Source organism: Microbacterium sp. MEJ108Y (genome assembly GCF_000834175.1).
In the GTDB taxonomy this organism is placed as follows: domain Bacteria; phylum Actinomycetota; class Actinomycetes; order Actinomycetales; family Microbacteriaceae; genus Microbacterium; species Microbacterium forte.
This window is the reverse complement of sequence record NZ_JXQX01000038.1, coordinates 555,574-577,063: the sequence shown is the minus strand read 5'-3', so window position 1 is coordinate 577,063 and position 21,490 is coordinate 555,574. Positions and strand designations below refer to the sequence as shown.

Here is a 21,490-nt window from a genome sequence, read left to right as displayed (position 1 = left end):
TCCGGCCTGCCGTGGCTCAGCTCACTCGCTCGCGTGGCGCCCGAGGAAGTTGTAGACCTCGTTGTCGTCGACGCCGGGGAACGCCCCACGGGGCAGCGGCGAGAACATGTGCGTGTGCACGCGGGCGCTGGGCCAGGCCTTGCCGTTCCACCGGTCGGTGAGGTCGGCGGAGGGGCGGCGGCAGCATGCCTCGTCAGGGCAGGTGGAGACCGCGCGGTCGGCGGTCTCGCGCCCGCGCCACCAGCGGGCGTCATCGAAGGGCACGCCCACCGTGATCGAGAACTCGCCGTCGGTCGATGCGCCGGTCTGCGTCGAGCACCAGAACGTGCCGGAGGGCGTGTCGGTGTACTGGTGGTGCTCGTTCGTGCGGTTCTGCTGCGTGAACGCCGCCCGTGCCTGGAACTTGCGACACACCCGCTGCCCCTCGACGGCGCCGGTGACATCCATCGGCAGGGGCAGATCGTCGTTCTCGTAGACGCGTGTGATCGCGCCGGTGGCATCGACGCGGAGGAAGTGCAGCGACATCCCCAGGTGCTGCGTGAGCAGGTTGGTCATTCGCATCCCGGCGGCTTCATGGGTCACGCCGAACGCATCGCGGAAGTCCTCGACTGCGAGGTTGCGGTCCTTCTTCGCCTGCTGCAGGAAGGCGACCGAGGCCGTCTCGGGCATCAGGCACGAGGCGGCGAAGTAGTTGATCTCGAGCCGCTGCTGCAGGAAGTCGGCGTAGTCGGTCGGCGGCGTGTGGCCGAGCAGGCGGTGCGCCATGGCCTGCAGCGCCATGGAGCGCAGGCCGTGGCCCCCCGGGATCGATGCCGGAGGCAGGTAGATCCGCCCGTTCTCGAGGTCGGTGACCGATCGCGTCGAGTGCGGCAGGTCGTTGACGTAGATCAGCTCGAAGCCGAGCTTCTCGGCCATGATGCTCACCGTGCGGTGGGTGAGGGCCCCCTGCACGTGACCGGCCGACCGCAGCTGCTTCTCAGCGAGCCTCTCGATGTCTGCGAGGTAGTTGTTCTGCGCGCGCATTCGCAGGCGCAGTTCGGTGTTCGCGCGCCTGGCCTCTTCGGGAGTCGCGATCGCCTCGCGCTCTCGGCGCTGCAGCTCGCGGTGCAGGCCGAGCAGCGACTCGATCGTCTCGTCGCTCATCCCCTTGGTGACGCGCACCGGGGCGATGCCGAGCTGCCGGAACACCGGGCTCTCCTGCGCGCGCTCGAGCTCGATCTCGAGAGCGGCGCGTCGGTTCGGCGGCTCGCCGGAGATGAGATCGGTGACCTCGGTGCCCGTGGCCAGCGCGATGCCCTGCAGCAGAGAGAGCTTCGGCTCTCGCTTGCCGTTCTCGATCAGGCTCAGCTGCGATCCCGCGACGCCGACGAGCGCGCCCAGCTCATCGAGCGTGAACCCCTTGTCGAGGCGGTGGTGCCTGATTCGGTGGCCGAGGGTCGCGAGGTGGATGCCGGAAGGAGCCATTCCTTGATCCTATCGAAAGAACTGCGATTCTTATCGCATGAAATGACGAAAAGTCGGGTATGAACCAGAAGAAGATGGAGGAAACGCCCCTCACTTCAAAGGAGTAGTCATGGCGATCGCCGAAGTCTTCACCCCCCGAGCATCATCTGTCGCACCTGTGCGCACCTTCGGGACGGCTCCGACGTATGACACCCCTGCGATGGCTGAGCTCGCCGCCTGGGTCGATGAGATCGCCGCTCTCACACAGCCGGCGTCCATCCACTGGGTCGACGGCTCGCGAGCCGAGAACGACTGGCTGCTGCGGGGGCTCGTCGACGAGGGCAAGCTGATCAAGCTCAACCCCGAGTGGCGTCCCGGTTCGTACCTCGCCCGCTCGCACCCCAGCGACGTCGCGCGCACCGAAGGCCGCACCTACATCTCGTCGGAGAACGAGGAGGATGCCGGTCCGACCAACAACTGGGCGCCTCCTGCGCAGATGCGCGAGAAGATGACCGAGATCTTCGAGGGCTCGATGCGAGGCCGGACGATGTTCGTCGTGCCGTTCTCGATGGGGCCGGTCGGCGGGCCGCTCTCGCACATCGGCGTCCAGGTTACCGACAGCGCCTACGCAGTGGCATCCATCGGCATCATGACTCGCGTCGGTGACGCGGTGACCCGTCAGATCGCCGAGGGCGCACCCTGGGTCAAGACCGTGCACTCGGTCGGCGCACCGCTCGCCGAGGGAGAGCCCGATGTCGAGTGGCCGTGCAACGACGACAAATACATCGTGCACTTCCCCGAGACGCTCGAGGTCTACTCGTTCGGCTCCGGCTACGGCGGCAATGCGATCCTCGCCAAGAAGTGCTTCGCATTGCGCATCGCCTCGGTCATCGCCCGTGACGAGGGCTGGCTGGCCGAGCACATGCTGCTCATCCGCGTGATCGATCCGGCGGGCAAGGCCTACCACGTGGCTGCGGCGTTCCCGTCGGCGTGCGGCAAGACGAATCTCGCCATGCTGCGCCCGACCATTCCGGGGTGGCGCGTCGAGACCCTCGGAGACGACATCGCGTGGATCCGACCGGGCGAAGACGGTCGCCTCTGGGCGATCAACCCCGAGGCAGGGTTCTTCGGCGTCGCGCCGGGCACGGGTGAGTCGACCAACGTCACGGCCGTCGAGACGCTCTGGGGCAACACGATCTTCACGAACGTCGCACTCCGCCCCGACGGGGACGTGTGGTGGGAGGGCCTGACCGATCAGGCTCCGCCTCACCTCACCGACTGGGAGGGCAACGCATGGACGCCGGAATCCGGTCGCCCCGCCGCGCACCCGAACTCGCGCTTCACGGTCTCGGCTGCCCAGTGCCCGCAGATCTCGGAGGACTGGGAAGAGGCGGTGCCGCTCGACGTCATCCTCTTCGGCGGACGACGTGCGACCAACGTGCCGCTCGTGGTCGAGGCCACGGACTGGACGCATGGCGTGTTCCTCGGATCCAACATCTCGTCGGAGCGCACGGCGGCCGCCGAGGGCACGGTCGGCGAACTGCGTCGGGATCCGTTCGCGATGCTTCCGTTCTGCGGCTACAACATGGCCGACTACTTCGGCCACTGGCTGAAGGTCGGACGGGGCCTGCGTTTCGACCGCGCACCCCGCATCTTCCAGGTCAACTGGTTCCGTCGCGGTTCGGACGGGCGCTTCCTGTGGCCCGGATTCGGCGACAACTCGCGCGTCGTCGACTGGATCATCCGTCGCGTGTCGGGCGAGGTGTCGACGATCGACAGCCCGATCGGTCGCCTGCCGCTGGTCGAGGATCTCAATCTCGACGGCATCGACGTGCCGGAGGCCGACCTCGAGGAGCTCTTCTCGATCGACACCGAAGCCTGGAAGACCGAGGCCGACCTCACCGAGGAGTTCTACGACACCTTCGGAGACAAGGTGCCTGCCGCGCTGCGCGCCGAGCTCGCCTCGCTGCGCTACCGCCTCGACAAGGCCTGACAGACCGGGCGCCGGTTCGGGGGAGCCGGCGCTCTACACTCCAGATCCCCCTACCCCCAGACCGCGAAGGCGGGATGGCTGAGGCGAACCCATGGCTGAGTGGTCTCTGACATCCCGCCTTCGCGCATGTGTGTGCGCGAGGTGACCCTGGTCAGGCGAGGAGCTGGTGCCGCGCCAGATCGCGGTAGAGCGGCGTCGACTCGATCAGCTCGGCGTGAGTGCCCTGACCGACCACGGCGCCGTCCTGCAGCACCACGATGAGGTCGCTGTCGACGACGGTCGACAGCCGGTGAGCGATGACGATCAGCGTGCGATCGGTCGACACCGCGTCGATGGCTTCGCGCATGCGCTGCTCGTTCACGCCGTCGAGAGACGACGTCGACTCGTCGAGCAGCAGGATCGGCGCATCGGTGAGCAGGGCGCGGGCGATCGCCAGACGCTGACGTTCTCCGCCCGAGAGCATCACGCCGTCTTCTCCGACGGCGGCCTCGAGTCCCAGCGGGTCGCGTTCGAGCACGTCGCCCAGGTTCACGGCGCGAAGCACCTGCTCGCAGTCCTCATCCGAGGCGTTCGGCGAGGCGAGACGCAGGTTGTCGCCGAGGGTCCCGGCGAGCGTGGGGGCATCCTGCTCGACATAGCCGAACTGCGCGCGCAGCTCGTCGCGCGGATAGGTGCGCGAGTCGTGGCCGTAGAGGCGGATCGACCCGCCCGTCGGGTCGTAGAAGCGCTCGACGAGGGAGAGGATGGTGCTCTTGCCTGCACCGCTGGGGCCGACGAGCGCGACGCGAGCACCGCGGGGCACTGCGAACGAGACTCCGCGGAGGACTTCACGCTCCGCCGTGACAGCCGAGTCGTCCGTCGGCTCGAGGTGCGCATCGGCGAGAAGCGTCTGCGCCTCCTTCGCGGCCGCCAGGCGTGCGGCGACCACGTTCTCGGGGTAGCGGAAGCGCACGTCGCGGAACTCGATCGCGGGGGCGAGGGGGTCGGCGGTGTCGCGCGGGAAGGACGCGGCGATCTCCGCATCGTGCTGGGTCTCGATCGGCAGGTTCAGCACTTCCTGGATGCGACCGAGAGCACCGAGCGCCTGGTTCACCGAGGTGATCGCGCCGAACGTGGTCGCGAGCGGCATCACGAGCATGAACAGGAACAGGATGAACGTGATCAGCGACGCGATGGTGATGGTGCCGGCCGCGACCCTGAAGCCGCCGACGCCGAGCACGACGAGCAGTGAGACCTGCAGCGCGACTCCCGCGATCGGAACCACGAGCGAGGAGATCTTGGCGATGCGCACGCCGATGCCGTAGGCCTCGGAGGCGAGGGCCGACACCGTCTCGGTCTCGCGTTCCGTCGCCCCGGATGCGCGCACGGTGCGGATCGAGCCGACCGCACGCTCGACGCCCGAGGCGAGCTCGCCGACCTTCTCCTGCTGGGCGGTGGATGCCGTGCGGATGCGGCCGCTGAGCGCGGTGACGACGACGACCGAGGCGCCGATCACGACGACGATGAGCAGCAGCAGCACGGGGTCGATCACGAGCATCGCGATGAGAGCGCCGAGGAACAGGATCGCGCTGCCGACGGCATCCGCCAGTCCCTGCGTGAGCACGGCGTAGAGCAGCGTCGTGTCGGTGCCGACGCGCGACACCAGGTCGCCGGTGCGTCGGGCGTCGAACTCGCTGATCGGCAGGTGCAGGATGCGCGAGATCAGCTTGCGCCTGCTGGAGTACACGACCGCGGTGCCGGTGCGCTGCAGCAGGTAGTGCTGGTAGCCGGAGATGATCGAGGACACGATCACGAGACCGACGAGGGCCCAGACCAGGATGCCGAGTCCCTGATCGGACTGCACGGCTTCGATGAGCTGACCCACCAGCAGTGGTTGGGCGAGCGACGTGGCGGCTGCGAAGACGCTGAGCACCGCGACGACGATGAGCGTGCGCTTGTGCTCGAAGAGGAAGGGGAGGAGCTGGCGGAAGGTGGCGCGCGGACCGTCGTGCTGCGCGCCGCGTCCGCGTCGGCGTGATGTCGCCGTGCTGGACATGCGGAACCTCGTTCTGAAAGGGGGTAGTTCGACCGTACTTCGTGCGAGGACGGATTCTGTGGATGGGCTGTATGCGTTTCAGTGCTTGCCGAATCGGCGGTGCGCCGCCTGCTTCGAGACACCGAGTGAGCTCGCGATCGCCTGCCACGAGTACCCGAGATTGCGCGCGCGTCTCACCTGGGTCTCTTCGGCGCGGGCCAGTTCACTGCGCAGGGCGGCGAGGCGGTGGAGCTCGGACAGTGGCTCGCCGCCGTCATCCTGGGCGATCGCGGTCTTCATGGTCATCGTGAACCTCCTGCGTCAATATTGGTTGACGGTGCAGCAGATGTCAACATAAATTGACGGATCGCGCGGCGTGCGCGATGCGAGACTGGACCGATGCTGTCTGCATCGAAACCCGTCCCCGGCGACCGAGTCGCCGTCCTGTCGCCCGCCTTCGCTGCTCCTGCGGTCGCGCCTGAGATCCACGAGCAGGCTCTCCGACGACTCGAGCAGCTGACCGGACTGATCCCGGTGGAGTATCCGACCACCAGGCAGCTCGACGCGAGCCCTGAAGCCCGGGCCGCCGACGTCAACGCGGCCTTCGCCGACCCCGGCATCCGCGCGATCCTCGCGACGATCGGGGGCGATGACCAGATCCTGGTGGTGCCGCACCTCGACGCCGCACTCGCTCAGGCCGATCCCAAGCCGTTCCTGGGCTACAGCGACAACACCAACATCCTCAACTGGCTGTGGGGGCTCGGCATCCGCGGCTACTACGGAGGGTCCACGGCAGTGCACCTGGGGCCTGGGCCGGCGGTCGACGACGTGCATCTGCGCTCACTGCGCGCTGCGCTGCTCGACGGCGGCACGATCGAGATCACCGAGCCAGGCGAGTCGGAGGACGTGGGACGGCGCTGGACAGACCCCCTATCGCTCACCGAGTACGGCGACCGGATCGCGACCGATGAGTGGGCCTGGGCCGGGCCGGCATCGCGCGTCGAGGGACGCACGTGGGGCGGGTGCCTCGAGAGCATCGACGCGCTCGCGCTCGCAGACCGGCTGCCCACGACATACGACCTGCGCGGCGGCATCCTGCTGCTGGAGACCAGCGAGGAGCGTCCGCCGGCGAGCTGGGTGGCACGCTGGATGCGCGGTTTGGGAGAGCGCGGGATCCTCGATGCCGTCGCGGGCGTGGTCGTCGCGCGTCCGCCGGTGAGCGACTTCGAATTCCTGCCGTCGCCGGCAGAGGCCGATGCGCTGCGCGCGGCGCAGCGAGACGCCGTCATCGAGACGGTCTCGCGGTACAACCCCGACGCGGTCGTCTGCGTGGGCGTGCCGTTCGGTCACACACGGCCCCAGTGGATCGTTCCCTACGGGGGGACGATGGCGCTCGACGGGTCGACGCGGACGATCACCGCCTCCTACTGAGCCCGACGACCACCCCGAGCACCCGAAAGGGCGGCACCCCCGAGGAGGTGCCGCCCTTTCGCGTGAAGTGACGTGTCAGAGTTCGACGGCCGCCGCGACTCCGAGGTCCTCTTCGTAGTCGTTGTCCTTCGTCTCCTTCGACAGGAGCAGCGCGATGAACGTCAGCACTCCCATCGCCGACAGGTAGAGACCGACGAGCCACGGGGCGCCGTCGCCGAGTTCCCAGAGCCACAGCGCGATGAGCGGGGCCACGGCGGCGCCGAGGATCGAGGAGACGTTGTACGAGATCGCGGAGCCCGTGTAGCGGACGTTCGTCGGGAACAGCTCGGGAAGCAGCGCGCCCATCGGACCGAACGTCGCGCCCATGAGCATGAAACCGAACACGAGGAACGCCTGCGCGAGTGCGCCCGTGAACTTCGGGTCCATCGCAGGCAGCAGGAAGGCGTTGAACGTGAAGCCGAACACGATGATGAGCCCGGTGACCCACAGGAGCAGCTTGCGTCGGCCGACCGAATCGGCGATCGGCCCGGAGAGCAGGGTGAAGATGCCGAAGAACACCACGCCGACGATCTGCATCAGCACGAAGTCGGTGTAGGCGAATCCGAGACCCGGATAGAACTGCGCGGCGAAGGCCGACGCGTCGAAGTCCTTGCCCGTCGCCTCGGCAGCGGCCTGCGCGGCGGCGGACGCCGTCTCGAGCGTGGCCGGCTTGGTGCCGTACGCCAGGGTGAAGTTCGTCATCAGGTAGAACAGCACATAGGTCGCCAGCATGATGAACGTGCCGAGGATCAGCTGCTTCCAGTGGTGGCGGAACACGGTCGCGAGGGGCAGCTTGCGGATCGCACCCTTCTTCTCGGCCTTCTTGAAGGTGTCGGACTCGACGAGCTTGAGTCGGACCCACAGGCCGATGATGACCATGACGGCAGAGAAGAGGAACGGGATGCGCCAGCCCCACGACAGGAAGGCTTCGGACTTGAGCGCGGGGTTCTCGGAGTGCGGCAGCAGCCAGTTGATGCCGAGGAAGAGGAAGTTCGCGATGATGAAGCCGAGCGGCGCTCCCAGCTGCGGGAACGTGCCGTACCAGGCGCGCTTGCCCCGGGGTGCGTTCTCGGTGGCGACCAGCGCGGCCCCCGACCACTCGCCGCCGAGCGCGAAACCCTGAGCGAGACGCAGGATGAGCAGCAGGAGAGCCGCCCACCAGCCGATCTGCTGGAACGTGGGCAGAAGCCCGATGATGAACGTCGCGATGCCCATCGTGAGCAGAGAGGCGACGAGCGTGGCCTTGCGGCCGAACTTGTCGCCGAAGTGACCGAAGACCACCGCGCCGATCGGGCGGGCGACCATCGCCGCACCGAACACCGCGAACGACGACAGCAGCGAAGTGGTGTCGTTGCCCGTGGGGAAGAAGAGCACCGGGAACACGAGCACGGCCGCTGTCGCATAGGCGTAGAAGTCGTAGAACTCGATCGTGGTGCCGACGAGGCTCGCCGTGATGACGCGCGAGCGCGGATTCGCGGGCGCTGTGGTCGTACTCATGCTGCTCCTTAGATCCATGGCCCGGTATACCAAGGCACCGAGAGATCCTACGCCTTCCTGAACGTTTGCTGGGTGCGTGTGACGTCCGCGGGGCGCGCGTGCGTAGAGTCGGAGACGGATGCTGATGCCCGGGGCGAGGGGAAGACCGTGACGACGAGACTGCTGCTGATCGCCGACACCCACGTTCCGAAGCGGGCCAAGCGGCTCCCCGACGCCGTGCTGCGGGCGGTCGACGACGCCGACATCGTGATCCACGCGGGGGACTGGGTCGACCTCGCGACGCTGGATCTGCTCGAATCCCGCTCGCGGGTCCTGCATGGCGTCTACGGCAACAACGACGGCCCCGAGCTGCGCGAGCGCCTGCCCGAGATCGCTCGCTTCACCGTCGAACAGGTCGACGTCGCGGTGGTGCACGAGACCGGCCAGCGGCAGAAGCGCGAGGAGCGGATGGATGTCGCGTTCCCCGGCGTGGATCTGCTCGTTTTCGGGCACTCGCACATCCCTTGGGACACGGTCGCCCCCTCCGGGATGCGCCTGATGAATCCCGGGTCGCCGACCGATCGGCGCCGTCAGCCGGTCTGCACGATGATGCGGGTCACGATCGACGAGCGGCGGATCGATGCCACGCTCGTGCCGCTCGCATGAACGCCTCACCTGGCGGAAGCCACGATGCAGAGGTGCCCTCGGCATACCGCGCTCCGATGCGCTCGCGCGACGACGACGTGAGCGACGGCCCGGCTGTCGAGCGGGCACTGGAGCTCGGCGTGTGCGGAATGGGCGGCAGACTCGACGACGTACCGCACTCGATCGCCGATGCGCTCGCCGCGGTGGACGCGGTCTACGGAGAGCGGATGGCACGCCGACTCGAGCGGTTCGCATCGGTCGCCGAGGGCGTCTTCGTCTGGACGCGCGACGCCGATGGCCTCCTCTGGCTGGGACGGATCACCGGACCGTGGCGCTACGACGCCTCGGCCGACGCGCGGGATGTCGACCTCGTGCACGTGCGCGCGTGCGACTGGCTCGATCGTCCGATCGAGGCGGCCGCGGTGCCTCCCGGCGTGCACGAGGCCTTCGCGCGCGGCGGTCGCAACTGGCAGAGCATCACCCGAGCCGACGCCGCTCGTCTCACGGCAGCCGTCTGGAAGTCCCGACGCAGCCGGCCGTGAGCCGTTCAGTCGGCCTGGCGCAGGTCGCGGACGATCGCGTCGTATCGGGTGAGGAACGCCCGTTCGTCGAGTCGCTTGCGTCGCATCCACGACGTGACCTCGTCGTTGCGCTTGCTCGCGTTGCACGACCCGCATGCAGGAACGACGTTCTCGACGGTGTACCGCCCGCCTCGCGAGATCGGCATCACGCAGTCGCGTTGCAGTGCGATGTCGCCCGCTCCGCAATACGCGCATCCTCCCCAGGCCTCTCGCAGCGAAGCCCACTGCTCGACGGTGAGGTCGTTGTCCGCCCGCGCCACGCGGCCCTGGCGCCGCTTGGCATAGCGCGCGCGAGCGGCAGGTGAGGGAGTGGAGAACCTTCGAAGCGGCACAGACACACGGTACCGGGTCGAGTCGCCCCCGGAGGGCTATTCCTCGGTGTCGCCGAGGTCGAGCGACGGGACGAAATCGGCGGTCGCGTCGAGCAGGTGCTCGAGTTCGAGGACGACGAGTCGGTTCGCTCCTGTCTTCGTGGCGGGCGCGGGCACGAAAAGGGTGCGCTGCGGGCCGTTTCGCCAGTATCGACCGAGGAAGAAGCCGTTGACGAACGCGTAGCCCTTGCTCCAGGCGGCGGTGTCGAGGAACAGGTCTGCGGGGGCATCGAGGTCGAAGTCCGCCACCCATGCCGACGGACCGGTCGTCGCCGCGGCGGACGCGTCTGCGGCGCGGGATCCGATCTCCGCAGCCAGGGCCGCGACGTCGAGCGGTGTCGAGTGCCAGCCGGTCAGCGCGACACCGTCGAGTGCAGGAGCGCCGATGAGGCCCTTCTGCTCGCCGAGCCGGTGGTCGTAGTTCACCCTGCCGCCCTCTTCGACGAGGATGCTGAGCGTACGCCCCGCGGGGATCCGCAGAGAACGGTCATGACGGGTGCGCGAGAGGGTGCCGACGGGCTGGCCGTCGACGCTCACCCAGGCGAGGTCGCGAACCTCCTCGAGGACGAGCTGCCCGCCCCGGCCCTCGGGCAGGGAGACGTCGTAGCGGACCAGGGCGCTCAGGTGCTCCAGCTCGTCGAACGTGACGGGCTCTGACGACGAGGGAGCGCTCGCCGCAGCATCCGTCCATGCACCAGCCGCGCTCAGCGGCACCGAGAAGACCGGCGCGGGCTCGGCGGCGGCCGGAAGCTCATCCGGCACCGGGGCGTACTTCGCGATGACGTCGCGGAATGCGAAGAACTTCGCGGTCGGGTTCCCGGCCTCGTCCAGAGGCGCGTCATAGTCGTACGACGTGACGATGGGCAGGTAGCGGCCCTTGTGGTTGGCGCCGTTCGTGAGGCCGAAGTTCGTGCCGCCGTGGAACATGTAGATGTTGACCGACGCGCCGGCAGCGAGCAGCTCGTCGAGGTCGGCGGCGGCGGCGGTGACCTCGGTGGTGTGATGCACGCCGCCCCACCAGTCGAACCATCCGTCCCAGAACTCCGAGCACATCAGCGGACCAGTGGGCTGGTGGCTGCGCAGGGTCGCGAGGCGCTCCGCGCTGCGCGAGCCGAACGAACCGGTCTTGTGCAGCTCGGGAAGGCTGCCGTCGTCGAGCATCTGATCGGTGGGCTGGTCGACGGTGGTGAGGGGGACCGTGATGCCCGACTCGCGGGTCAGCGCGACGAGCGCCTGCAGGTACGCCTTGTCGGAGCCGTATGCGCCGTACTCGTTCTCGATCTGCACGAGCACGACCGAGCCGCCGCGGTCGATCTGCCGCGGAGCGACGACCTCGTAGACCCGACGGAGGTACTCGCTCACATCGGCCAGGAAGGTGGGCTCGGACGAGCGCAGCTCGCGCTCGCCCGCGGTGAGCCAGTTCGGCAGACCGCCGTTGTGCCATTCGGCGCAGATGTAGGGGCCGGGGCGGACGATCGCGTCCATGCCCTCGGCCTGGATGAGGTCGAGGAAGCGCCCCAGGTCGTTCCACCCCGTGGCATCCCACTCGCCCCGGCGGGGTTCGTGGGCGTTCCAGGCCACGTACGTCTCGATCGTGTTGAGCCCCATCAGGCGGGCCTTGCGGATGCGGTCCTGCCACTGGTCGGGGTGCACCCGGAAGTAGTGGATGGCGCCGGCGATCACCTGGTGGGGGAGCCCCGCGCGGAGGAAGTCGGTCTCGCCGATGGAGAAGGAGGTCACGATGTGGTGCTTTCGATGGGAGGGCCGGACGGGGAGGGAGTCCCCGTCCGGCCCGGACGTGCGATTACTGGTTGACGGCGAAGCCCTGGGAGTTGCCGTACTCGACCAGCGCGTCCTGCCAGGTCACCAGCCCCTCGTTCAGGTCGGTGCCGTTCTGGTACGACTGGCCCACGGTGTCGCCGAAGATGCTGTTGCCGTAGACCTGGTAGGGCAGGTAGCTCCAGCCTTCGACGACGTCGTCGGCCGCGGCCGCGAGGACCTCGTTGATCTTCTGGCCGCCGAAGTACTCGGGAGCGTCGGCGAGGAACTCCTCGCTCGAGAGCTCCGCCGTGGTCGACGGGAAGCCGCCCGACTCGAGGAAGGTCGAGATGCTGTCCTCCGAGTTGTTCAGCCACCACAGGAATCCGGCTGCGAGCTCCGGGTTCTTGCTCTGCGTCGTCACGGCCTGGCCGCCGCCGCCGTTCTCCGCCGTCGCAGGGGTGCCGTCGTAGGTCGGCATCGGCGCGACGCGCCAGTCGCCGGCTCCGTCGGGAGCGCCGGTGATCAGGTTGCCGGGCATCCAGGCGCCGATCACGAGGGTGGCGAGGCTGCCGTCGCCGAGGGCGCGGAACCACTCGTCGCTCCAGCTGCCGTAGGGGGCGAGCAGATCCTCCTCGACGAGGCGGTTCCAGTTCTCGGTCCACTTCTTCGAGCCGTCGTCCTGCAGGTCGATCGTGACATCCGTGCCGGAGGTCTCGAACGGCTTGCCGCCGGCCTGCCAGATCATCGAGGTCGCGAAGCCGGCGTCGCCGGTGTCGTTCGTGATGTAGGCGTTCGGGTTCGCGGCGTGGATCGCCTTCGCGGCCTCGTAGTACTCGTCCCAGGTGGTGGGCACAGTGACGCCCGCGGCGTCGAACACGGCCTTGTTGTAGAACAGCGCCATGGGGCCGGAGTCCTGCGGCAGCCCGTAGATGGCGTCGCCGTCGGTGACGGAGTTCCACGTCGACGCGGTGTAGTCGTCCTCGAAGTCGGCGAAGCCGTACTGCGAGAGGTCGACGAACGCATCGGTGAGGGCGAACTGGGGGAAGGCGTAGTACTCGATCTGCACGACGTCGGGGGCGCCGGAGCCCGCCTTGATCGCATTCTGCAGCTTGGTGTACTCCTCGTTGTTGGTGCCCGCGTTGACCACGTTCACCGTGACGTTGGGGTACTCCTTCTCGAAGGCCTCGACCTGGGCTTCGGCCGAAGGGGTCCACGACCAGTACGTGATCTCGCCGCCCTTCTCGAGCGCCGCCTCCACGGAGTCGAACGAGCCGTCGCCGGCAGCGCTGCCGCCTGAGCCGGTGTCGCCGGTGCTGCAGCCGGCCAGCGCGAGCGCTGCCACGGTTCCGGCCGCGAGCACCGTGAGGGTGCGCCGTGCGGCGGGTGAGGGAAGGTGCTTCATTGCTGTGTCCTTTCGGGGGTGCGGTCCGGCATCGGACCGACGTGTGCGGTGCGGAGGGATGCCGGGGGCTACTGCTTGACGCTTCCGGCGGTGAGACCTGACTGCCAGAACCTCTGCAGCAGCAGGAAGGCGATGACGATCGGGATGATGGTGAGGAGCGAACCCATGATCACGAGGTTGTAGATCGGCTGCGACCCTGCGCCGATCGCCTGGTTGCTCCACTGGTTGAGGCCGACCGTGAGCGGGTACCAGTCGGGGTCGGACAGCATGATCAGCGGCAGGAAGTAGTTGTTCCAGGTCGCGACCACGGTGAAGAGGGTGACCGTCACGATTCCGGGTGCGAGCAGTCGCATCGAGATCGTGAAGAAGGTGCGGAACTCGCCGGCACCGTCGATGCGCGCCGCCTCGAGCAGCTCGGTCGGCACCGAATCCGAGGCGAAGACCCAGATCAGGTACAGGCCGAACGGGCTGATCAGCGAGGGGATGATCACGGCCCACGGCGTGTTCGTGAGGCCGAGCTCGCTGAAGAGCAGGAAGGTCGGCACGGCCAGTGCGGTGCCGGGCACGGCGACCGCACCGAGCACGACGGCGAACACGGCGCGGCGACCGGGGAAGCGGTACTTCGCGAGTCCGTAGCCGGCCATGGTCGCCAGCAGGGTCGCGCCGCCGGCTCCGACGACCACGTACAGCAGCGTGTTGCCGAGCCAGCGCAGGAAGATGCCGTCCTGGTACGAGAACGTGGCCACGAGGTTGTCGAAGAACGCGAAGTCGTCGGAGAACCACAGACCGAACGAGCTGAAGAGTCCCGACTGCGTCTTCGTCGAGCTGAACAGCAGCCAGACGAGCGGCACGAGCGTGTACAGCGCGTACGCGACCATCACGATCAGCAGGATCTTCGACTTGCGCGGATTCATCAGATCGTGGCGCTTCTGCGAGGGGCGGGCGAGGGGGAGTGCCATGTCAGCGCACCTCCGACTTCGAGCCGCGCAGTTGCACGACGTAGGCGATCACTGCGGTGATGACGCCCATGATGATGGCGATCGTCGCGGCGTAGTTGAACTGCTGTCCGGCGAACGAGAGGTTGTACGCGTACATGTTGGGTGTGAAGTACGTCGTGATCACGTTCGGTGCCAGAGGCCGCAGGATGTTGGGCTCGTTGAAGAGCTGGAAGCTGCCGATGATCGAGAAGATCGTCGCGATCACGAGGGCGCCGCGGACGTTGGGGATCTTGATCGAGAAGATCGTGCGCCAGGCGCCGGCTCCGTCGAGCGATGCCGCCTCGTACATGTCGGTCGGGATCGTCTTCAGCGAGGAGTAGAAGATCAGCATGTTGTAGCCGACGAACTGCCACGTCACGATGTTGCCGATCGAGACCAGGATCCACTCCCGGGCGAAGGGGGTGATGAGGTCGCTGCCGAGCAGGTCGTTGAAGTTCGACGTCAGTCCGAACTGGTCGCCGTAGATGTAGCCCCACATGAGCACCGCCACGACGGCGGGCACCGCATAGGGCAGGAAGATCAGGATGCGGAAGAAGGATGCTCCGCGCAGTCGCGCGCTGTCGAGTGCCAGTGCCGCGGCGAGGGCCAGGACCAGCATGATCGGCACCTGCACGACGAGGAACAGCACGACGCGGCCGAACGCCTCCCAGAACTGCGGGTCGGTGAGGGCGCGCACGTAGTTGTCGAACCCGACGAACGCGGTGCCGCCGATCAGCTTCTCCTGGAAGAAGCTGAGGTACAGCGCATAGGCGAGCGGTGTGAGGAACACCAGGGCGAACACGACCATGAACGGGCCGACGAAGGCCCATCCCGTCCAGTCGCGTTTTTCACGCCGGCGGATGCCGTGGTCCGCCAGGGCTGCGGAGTCTTGAGTCGTCATCGACGAGAACCTTCTTAGAGATCGGGCGCTCACGGCGCCGTGTGTCAACGTCAACATATTCGATGCGCTGCTAGTGTGTCAACGTCAACACATGAATGGATGAGTGCTCGTGACCTCGGAACAGTCGGCAGAGCCGCCGCAGCGGCGGCGAGACCCCTCCATGGAGGACGTGGCGCGAGAGGCTGGCGTCTCCGGGCAGACCGTCTCGAGGGTCGTGAACGCGCGCGGGTACGTCGGCGCCGCCACCAGGGAGCGCGTCGAAGACGCCATGCAACGGCTCGGCTATCGGCCCAACAGCGCGGCCCGCGCCCTGCGCTCGGGCCGATTCCGCGCGATCGGTGTGATCATGTTCTCCTTCAGCTCATACGGCAATCAGCGCACGCTCGATGCGATCGCGGTGCGCGCGTCGCAGATGGGATACGCGTTGACTCTGATCCCCGTGGAGTCCAGCGCTCGTGACACCGTGGCAGGCGCCTTCCGCCGCCTCGAGGAGCATGCGGTCGACGGCATCATCATCGTGATCGAGGCGCACCAGCTCGATGAGGCCGAGGTCGAGATCCCCGACGGGCTGCCCGTCGTGCTGGTCGACTCCAACCGTGGAGCGAGTCATCCCTTCGTCGACACCGACCAGGCGCAGGGCGCGCGGCTCGCGACCGAGCATCTGCTCGACCTCGGACACCGGACCGTCTGGCATATCGCGGGTCCGGCGAAGTCGTACTCCGCCGAACGTCGTCGCGAATCCTGGAGGCGCACCCTCGAATCCCGCGGGGTCGTCGCGCCCGAGCCGCTGCAGGGCGACTGGTCCGCCGAGTCGGGCTACCGCGCGGGGCTCCGGCTGCGTGACGACGACGCCGTCACTGCGGTCTTCGCCGCGAACGACCAGATGGCGATCGGCGTCGTGCGGGCCTTCCGTGAGGCCGGCCGTGATATTCCGAGGGACGTCAGCGTGGTCGGCTTCGATGGCCTGCCGGATGCCGCACAGCTGTGGCCGCCCTTGACCACCGTGCAGCAGCATCCTGAGAAGGTCGGCGCGCTCGCGGTCGACGCGCTGCTCGCCGAGCTCGACGGGGGAGAGCGCATCCAGACCCCGCTCGTCGGCACGGAGCTCGTCGTCCGCGAGAGCACGGCGCCGCCTCGCGTCTGACCGCAGGCAGCGGGTGCGCCGGCGGTCAGGACCTCTCGGCCGCGCCGGCGCTTTCTCTTCGCCGGATCGACACGTGCGCCGGGATGCCGCGTGAGAACAGGATCGACAGCAGGCTGATCAGGATCAGCCCGACGAAGGACACACGGAGTGACGAGAGCTGCGACTCTCGGTAGATGTCGGCGAGTTCGCTCGAGTCGTCGTCGCTGAGGCCGGCCGCCTCGCCGATCCCGGCGACATCCGCCGCGGGCACCACCGTGACGCCGCGGTCCGTCGCAGCGCTCACGGTCTCGCGCACGTCGCTCGGAAGATCGCTCACGGCGACGCCGGACGCGAACGAGGTCGACAGCGCTCCGATCAGCAGCGATCCGATCAGCGCGGTTCCGAGCGATGAGCCCAGATTCTGGAAGACGCCCTGCAGCCCGCCGACCTCGCTCGTGTCCTTCTCACTGACGCTCGACATGTTGACATTGCCGAGCTGCGAGGCGAGGAGCCCCAGGGCGCTGCCGGCGAGCAACATGCCGGCCGCGAACAGAACGCCGCGAAGGTCCTCGGTCACCGCACCGAGCAGCAGCACGGCGCTGAGCACGAGGGTCGACTGCCCGACTCTCACGATGCGGCGAGGGGACCACCTGCGGGACAGCGCGGTGCCGACGATCGAGAAGAGGATCAGCGAGACCGAGAGCGGGAAGATCTTGAGGCCCGTCTCGAGCGCGTCGTATCCGAGCGTCATCTGCAGGTACACCGGGACCATGAAGAACAGCCCGGCCGTCACGGCGTACTGGGCGCCGAGCACCGAGAGCCCGCTGCGCAGAGTCGTGATGGAGAACAGATCCGGCTGCATGAGAGGAGAGCGGCCGTCGCGTATCAGCCGTCGCTGCCAGCTGATGAAGAGCGCGATCAGAGCGGCTCCGAGCGCGATGCACCAGGTCGTCAGAGAGACTCCGAGGGGCGCGATGGGGACGCCCGCGATCTCCGGCGTGTACAGGGGGACCACCCATCCCCAGGTCTTGCTCTGCAGCATGCCGAAGACGATCAGGACGAGGCCGGCCGAAGACAGCAGGACGCTGCCGATATCGATGCGGATGCTCTGCCGTGGGGTGGAGTCGGTGATGATGCGAGCGCACAGGACGACGCCGAGCATGATCACCACCTCGGCGACGAAGACGAACCGCCAGCTGGAGTACGTGGTCACCGCCCCGCCGATGAGCGGACCGGCCGCGACCGCCGCACCCGACACGGCGCCGATGACGGCGAAGGCGGTGACGCGCTCAGCACCTCGGTAGTTGTCGGCGACGAGTGCGGCGATCGCGGGGATCACCAGCACCGCGCCCAGCCCCTCGATGATCGACCAGCCGAGGAAGAGGAACCCCACGGACGGACTCAGCGCGGTGATGAGGGAGCCTGCGGCGTAGACGCAGGAGCCGATCACGAAGGCGCGGCGTCGTCCCCACACATCGCCGAGCTTGGCGCCGAGGAGCATGAACGCCGCCATCGTCAGGGTGTAGAACGTGATCGCCGCCTGCATCGCCGTCACGGACGTGTCGAGATCGCTCACGACCGTCGAGATCGATACGTTCATGACCGTTCCGTCGAGCACCATGACGAACTGCGCGGAGCCGAGGACGATGACGACGTTCCACTTCTTCACGAGGTCTCCTCGGATGCGGGTGCAGGTGCAGGCGCGGGTGCGGGTGCGGGTGCAGGTGCGGGAGCTGTCTCGTACGCGGGCCGGCGGTTGCCGCGCATGATCCGCGCCACGGCCGTGATCAGGAACAGCTGACCGGTGATCGCCTCGGCGACGGCGATCCCCTGCACAGTGGGGCTCGCCGGCACGATGTTGCCGTAGCCGGTGGTCGTGAGGGTGGTGAACGAGAAGAACAGCTGGCTCGAGAGCGAGTCGACGACCGTCGGGCCGAAGGTCGGCGCGACGGTCAGAAGTGCGACGAGGTTGTAGACCAGGGCGAAGAACATGCCCACCAGGGCGTACGCCGAGATCGCGGCGAGCAGAGCCTCGGCGTCCAGGCCCCGGCGCCGCACCTGGTGTCGGATGATCGCGACCGGCGCGATGAGGAAGGCGAGCATCGAAGCGGCGGACAGCGAGATGTCGAGGGCGTGTCCCTCAAGGTCGAACACCGACACCACGACCGCGGCGATGCCTGCCGCCGCGAGCACGATCCAGGCGATGCGCTGCACCCGAGTATGCGCCTCGGTCACTCGAAGGACGACGGCGACGGTGACCAGCTGCAGCACGAACGCCGGTGGGCTCGGGTCGGTCGTCCCCTGAGCGGCGCACAGCACATAGCTGAGCACGAGGAGTGCGAGCACGACCCAGTACCCGGACGGCCGGCCGACCACCTGTCTCGCGACGTGTGAGCCGAGGGGCGAGGGCTCACGCATCGTGTCGCCGGATTCCATGGAGGCGCCTCACACGGTTCCGTGCTCGTTCGGCAGACGCCCCGACGCCAGAGCTGCCTTCAGCGCCAGGAAGTCACTGTGGTTCTGATCCGCGTAGGCGACGGCGAAGTCCGAGATCGCCTCCTCGAACGTGTCGCTCCGCCCCAGATACCCCGCGATCTGCACCCGGTCTCCGGATCGGGAGTGGGCTCGCGCCAGCGTCTCGCCGCAGATCCGCGCATACAGGGTCGCACCCCGCACGGTCATCGTCTCCGGATCGATGCCCCCTTTCCCGTCCTGCAGCTGCCGGATGTAGAAGTCACGGTGCTGCCCGTCGAGGCCGACCACGGATTGCCACCCGAGGAAGATGTCGCTGGATGCCTGCATCAGTCGCTGCCCCCGCACGACGCGCTCTGCGTGGTCGTCGAACTCGCTCGGACCGAGGAAGCGCTCGAGGACGGACGCCTGCGCCTCCTTGGCCTGGAGGAGCAGCGGGTCGTCGTCGTCGCGTCCGCTGAAGAGGATCACCCAGGCTCGCGTCCCGACGCTTCCGACCCCGACCACCTTTCGCGCCATATGACGGTACCGGTACTCGGCGAACGGATGCCGTTCGCCGACGAGCGTCGTCCGATACGCGCCGAGCACCTGATGCATGACATCCGCTTCGTCTGCGGCACGCCCCGCTTCGCGGATGAGATCCTCGACGGGGACGATCAACGGCGGCGCCGCGACGATGCGCAGGCGGCCGTCGACGATGCGCACCAACTTCTTGAAGGCCTTCCGATGATCGCGTCTTCGCGCCTTCTCGATCGTCGCGTCCAGCCGACGCACCTCCTCGTCTCCCACCAGCTGGTCGAGCTGCGCCTGGCGGATCGACGCTCTCGCACGCTCTGCGTCGAGTCGGTCGTACCAGGCATCGATCACTCTCGACGTCGCTGCCCTCCTCATCGCCATCCGGTAGCCGTGCGCCGCGGCCACGATGCAGGCGCGCTCCTCCTCGGCGCTGAATCCGCGTTGCCTGCCGGCCACCGCGAAGCTCGCGGCGAGCCGTTTCACATCCCATTCGAACGGGCCGGGGAGCGTCTCGTCGAAGTCGTTGATATCGAAGATCAGGTGCCGCTCCGGGGTGCTGAACAGGCCGAAGTTCGACAGGTGCGCGTCTCCGCAGAGCTGCGCGATGATCCCGGTGTGCTCGGAGGAGGCGAGATCCGATGCCATGAGCAGAGCCGCGCCGCGGTAGAAGGCGAGCGGCGACACCGCCATCCGTGCGTACCGCACCGGCGTGAGCTCCTGAACCCGTGACCGTCCTTGCTCCTCCAGCAGAGCCACGGGGTCCGGGCGGTCCGGGGCAGGTGACCACGCACCGAGATGCGCCCGAGGCACACGCGATCGAGCGGCGCGTCCTCTCTCGCGTCGCTCTGCGAACGGCTTCGCGACCTCAGCCGGCCGGGTCATGAGCTGGCCGGACCAAGGGGGTCGGCGGAGGCGAGGGCCGCCTTCTCACCCGCGACGTCGTGGAGCGCGTCGTCCTCGGACGGCACGACGTCGATGACATCGGCATCGGCATCGGCATCATCCGACGGCGGACGTTCGACCACCTCCAGTATCAGGACGGCGAGGAGCGACAGCGCCAGTGTCCACAGCACGAGCGCGGGGCTGAGCGGCCGCACGAGCAACACGACCGCCGCACCCGCCAAGATGATCACGCCCCTCAAAAGAGCGCGTCGCGAGTGCAGCCACGCGCCGACGCGCCCGGTGCTCAGACCGCGCCGCTCCAGGGTGCCGCGTAGCGAGGCGGCGCCACCGTGGACGACGGCTCGAAGTCGTCGAGGAACGTCGGAGGGGCCGGCGAACCACGCGACCACGGCCGTGACGAGCGCGAGCACGAGCACAGCCACGGCGGTGTCGCGCATGGCGCCGCCGACCAGTTCGTAGATCGCGCCGCCGGCATCCGCCGGGATGCCGTTGCTGCGCAGGGCCGAGTCGAAGAACACCCTGCCGACGGCGAGGCCTGCGAGCACGATGAGCATCACGAGACCGAGGGAGAGCGCCGCGGTCACCAGCGCGACCGAGCGTCGTCGCGCGACGACCACCCCGGCGGCGAGGAAGAGGATGGCCACCCAGGGCAGCCACAGCCCGGCCGCCACCACCAGCTCGTAGGCGAGCTGGACGGAGGCGAGGGAGTCGACCTGCGCGACGGTGATGGTGCGATCGACCGTCGGGATCGATGCCGCGAACCCGACGCCCTGGTCGACGAGCACGTCCTTCGCGGCGTCGATGATCGGCGCCAGCTGGATCCCGATCGTGCCGTCGGACCCGAGCGCGATGGTCGCATCGGGATCGTTCTGCAGCGCGGACACCACCTGCGAGTGGCTGATGCGAAGCGCGGATGCCCAGACGTTCGCGAACGCCTCGGACTCGACGAAGCGCTCGACCACGGTGCCCACGAGCGATTGGAGTCCCTGGGCGGCTGGGCCCTTGAGCAGCTCCAGCGCGCGAGTCGCCGCGGGGCCGGTGCCGAGTTCGATGACGCCGTCGATCACGTCCGTGGTGAGGGTCGGTATGTCCACCTGCCCCTCGATCGCCTCGACCACCTGATCGGTGACCGCGGACTGCACCGCAGGATCGCTCGCGAGCACGGAGTAGCTCGCGACGAACCGGTCGGTGTCGGTGAGCTGCACGTTGCCCCAGGCGGCCACCAGGGCGACGGGTGCGATGAGCGCACCCAGCACGATGAGGACGGTCGCTGAGAGGGTGCGTCCCCACCCGCGGGATCGGCGGCGCGACTCGACCGGACCGGGCGTCGGGGCGGGGGTGGCCGCCGGGATGCCGCCGCGGAGCGCGCTGTTCTCGGCTTCGAGGGCAGCGAGGCGCCGTTGCAGCTCCTGGACCGTGGACCGTGCCATGAGGGTTCTCCT

General features: G+C 68.2%; 18 protein-coding genes. 5 read left to right on the top strand and 13 right to left on the bottom strand.

Going from position 1 to position 21,490, the window contains the following annotated elements; genetic code table 11:
* Positions 1-21: 21 nt before the first annotated feature.
* Positions 22-1,464, bottom strand: a complete 1,443-nt coding sequence (locus RU09_RS17600) for an XRE family transcriptional regulator (protein ID WP_042542107.1) — start codon at positions 1,462-1,464, stop codon at positions 22-24.
* 109 nt (positions 1,465-1,573) lie between these two features.
* On the opposite strand from RU09_RS17600, the gene RU09_RS17595 reads away from it, so the two are divergent.
* Positions 1,574-3,436, top strand: a complete 1,863-nt coding sequence (locus RU09_RS17595; RefSeq protein WP_042542106.1) for a phosphoenolpyruvate carboxykinase (GTP) — start codon at positions 1,574-1,576, stop codon at positions 3,434-3,436.
* A 151-nt stretch (positions 3,437-3,587) separates the two neighbouring features.
* Here RU09_RS17595 and RU09_RS17590 read toward each other — a convergent pair whose 3' ends face one another.
* A complete protein-coding gene (locus RU09_RS17590) occupies positions 3,588-5,471 on the bottom strand; it encodes an ABC transporter ATP-binding protein (protein ID WP_042542105.1) in 1,884 nt (627 codons plus the stop codon).
* Between the two features lie 78 nt (positions 5,472-5,549).
* Complete coding sequence (locus RU09_RS17585) at positions 5,550-5,756, bottom strand: transcriptional regulator (protein WP_079112468.1); 207 nt, start codon at positions 5,754-5,756, stop codon at positions 5,550-5,552.
* A gap of 93 nt (positions 5,757-5,849) precedes the next feature.
* On the opposite strand from RU09_RS17585, the gene RU09_RS17580 reads away from it, so the two are divergent.
* The gene (locus RU09_RS17580) at positions 5,850-6,881 is read left to right on the top strand and encodes a S66 family peptidase (RefSeq protein WP_042542104.1); all 1,032 of its coding nucleotides are present in this window, start codon (positions 5,850-5,852) and stop codon (positions 6,879-6,881) included.
* A 75-nt stretch (positions 6,882-6,956) separates the two neighbouring features.
* Here the strand turns inward: RU09_RS17580 and RU09_RS17575 are convergent, their stop codons facing one another.
* A complete protein-coding gene (locus RU09_RS17575) occupies positions 6,957-8,417 on the bottom strand; it encodes an MFS transporter (RefSeq protein WP_042542103.1) in 1,461 nt (486 codons plus the stop codon).
* 147 nt (positions 8,418-8,564) lie between these two features.
* On the opposite strand from RU09_RS17575, the gene RU09_RS17570 reads away from it, so the two are divergent.
* Together RU09_RS17570 and RU09_RS17565 are read left to right on the top strand one after the other, a co-directional pair.
* Complete coding sequence (locus tag RU09_RS17570; protein WP_042542102.1) at positions 8,565-9,062, top strand: metallophosphoesterase family protein; 498 nt, start codon at positions 8,565-8,567, stop codon at positions 9,060-9,062.
* Between the two features lie 32 nt (positions 9,063-9,094).
* Complete coding sequence (locus RU09_RS17565; RefSeq protein WP_231567668.1) at positions 9,095-9,583, top strand: GAF domain-containing protein; 489 nt, start codon at positions 9,095-9,097, stop codon at positions 9,581-9,583.
* Positions 9,584-9,588: 5 nt separating this feature from the next.
* Here RU09_RS17565 and RU09_RS17560 read toward each other — a convergent pair whose 3' ends face one another.
* The 5 genes from RU09_RS17560 to RU09_RS17540 all read right to left on the bottom strand — a co-directional run bounded on the left by RU09_RS17560 (position 9,589) and on the right by RU09_RS17540 (position 15,034).
* Positions 9,589-9,954, bottom strand: coding sequence for an HNH endonuclease (locus RU09_RS17560; RefSeq protein WP_042542216.1), 366 nt, complete (start codon positions 9,952-9,954; stop codon positions 9,589-9,591).
* Positions 9,955-9,990: 36 nt separating this feature from the next.
* Entirely contained in the window at positions 9,991-11,733 is a 1,743-nt protein-coding gene (locus RU09_RS17555) for a glycoside hydrolase family 35 protein (RefSeq protein WP_042542100.1), read from the bottom strand.
* Positions 11,734-11,797: 64 nt separating this feature from the next.
* Complete coding sequence (locus RU09_RS17550; protein WP_042542099.1) at positions 11,798-13,156, bottom strand: ABC transporter substrate-binding protein; 1,359 nt, start codon at positions 13,154-13,156, stop codon at positions 11,798-11,800.
* 68 nt (positions 13,157-13,224) lie between these two features.
* Entirely contained in the window at positions 13,225-14,070 is an 846-nt protein-coding gene (locus RU09_RS17545) for a carbohydrate ABC transporter permease (RefSeq protein WP_042542215.1), read from the bottom strand.
* A 46-nt stretch (positions 14,071-14,116) separates the two neighbouring features.
* A complete protein-coding gene (locus tag RU09_RS17540; RefSeq protein ID WP_042542098.1) occupies positions 14,117-15,034 on the bottom strand; it encodes a carbohydrate ABC transporter permease in 918 nt (305 codons plus the stop codon).
* Positions 15,035-15,194: 160 nt separating this feature from the next.
* Between RU09_RS17540 and RU09_RS17535 the strand changes: the two genes are divergently transcribed.
* Positions 15,195-16,178: a LacI family DNA-binding transcriptional regulator gene (locus RU09_RS17535; protein ID WP_079112475.1), complete on the top strand. Its 984-nt coding sequence runs from the start codon at positions 15,195-15,197 to the stop codon at positions 16,176-16,178.
* A gap of 25 nt (positions 16,179-16,203) precedes the next feature.
* Here RU09_RS17535 and RU09_RS17530 read toward each other — a convergent pair whose 3' ends face one another.
* The 4 genes from RU09_RS17530 to RU09_RS17515 are packed head-to-tail and all read right to left on the bottom strand — an operon-like array spanning position 16,204 to position 21,478.
* Entirely contained in the window at positions 16,204-17,826 is a 1,623-nt protein-coding gene (locus tag RU09_RS17530) for an MFS transporter (protein ID WP_156145965.1), read from the bottom strand.
* A complete protein-coding gene (locus tag RU09_RS17525; RefSeq protein WP_231567667.1) occupies positions 17,823-18,593 on the bottom strand; it encodes an ion channel in 771 nt (256 codons plus the stop codon). Before RU09_RS17525 ends, RU09_RS17530 begins: the two co-directional genes overlap by 4 nt.
* Before the next feature lie 9 nt (positions 18,594-18,602).
* Positions 18,603-20,027, bottom strand: a complete 1,425-nt coding sequence (locus tag RU09_RS17520; RefSeq protein WP_042542097.1) for a DUF2252 domain-containing protein — start codon at positions 20,025-20,027, stop codon at positions 18,603-18,605.
* On the bottom strand, positions 20,024-21,478 hold the full coding sequence (locus RU09_RS17515; protein WP_197066105.1) for a hypothetical protein: 1,455 nt from the start codon (positions 21,476-21,478) through the stop codon (positions 20,024-20,026). The genes RU09_RS17520 and RU09_RS17515 overlap by 4 nt, the downstream gene beginning before the upstream one ends.
* Positions 21,479-21,490: the final 12 nt, after the last annotated feature.

Excerpts from the sequence above, each read along its gene's own strand:
- RU09_RS17600 (WP_042542107.1), bottom strand. The coding sequence starts at position 1,464 with ATGGCTCCTTCCGGCATCCACCTCGCGACCCTCGGCCACCGAATCAGG.
- RU09_RS17595 (WP_042542106.1), top strand. The coding sequence starts at position 1,574 with ATGGCGATCGCCGAAGTCTTCACCCCCCGAGCATCATCTGTCGCACCT.
- RU09_RS17590 (WP_042542105.1), bottom strand. The coding sequence starts at position 5,471 with ATGTCCAGCACGGCGACATCACGCCGACGCGGACGCGGCGCGCAGCAC.
- RU09_RS17585 (WP_079112468.1), bottom strand. The coding sequence starts at position 5,756 with ATGACCATGAAGACCGCGATCGCCCAGGATGACGGCGGCGAGCCACTG.
- RU09_RS17580 (WP_042542104.1), top strand. The coding sequence starts at position 5,850 with ATGCTGTCTGCATCGAAACCCGTCCCCGGCGACCGAGTCGCCGTCCTG.
- RU09_RS17575 (WP_042542103.1), bottom strand. The coding sequence starts at position 8,417 with ATGAGTACGACCACAGCGCCCGCGAATCCGCGCTCGCGCGTCATCACG.
- RU09_RS17550 (WP_042542099.1), bottom strand. The coding sequence starts at position 13,156 with ATGAAGCACCTTCCCTCACCCGCCGCACGGCGCACCCTCACGGTGCTC.
- RU09_RS17545 (WP_042542215.1), bottom strand. The coding sequence starts at position 14,070 with ATGAATCCGCGCAAGTCGAAGATCCTGCTGATCGTGATGGTCGCGTAC.
- RU09_RS17540 (WP_042542098.1), bottom strand. The coding sequence starts at position 15,034 with ATGACGACTCAAGACTCCGCAGCCCTGGCGGACCACGGCATCCGCCGG.
- RU09_RS17535 (WP_079112475.1), top strand. The coding sequence starts at position 15,195 with ATGGAGGACGTGGCGCGAGAGGCTGGCGTCTCCGGGCAGACCGTCTCG.
- RU09_RS17525 (WP_231567667.1), bottom strand. The coding sequence starts at position 18,593 with ATGGAATCCGGCGACACGATGCGTGAGCCCTCGCCCCTCGGCTCACAC.
- RU09_RS17520 (WP_042542097.1), bottom strand. The coding sequence starts at position 20,027 with ATGACCCGGCCGGCTGAGGTCGCGAAGCCGTTCGCAGAGCGACGCGAG.
- RU09_RS17515 (WP_197066105.1), bottom strand. The coding sequence starts at position 21,478 with ATGGCACGGTCCACGGTCCAGGAGCTGCAACGGCGCCTCGCTGCCCTC.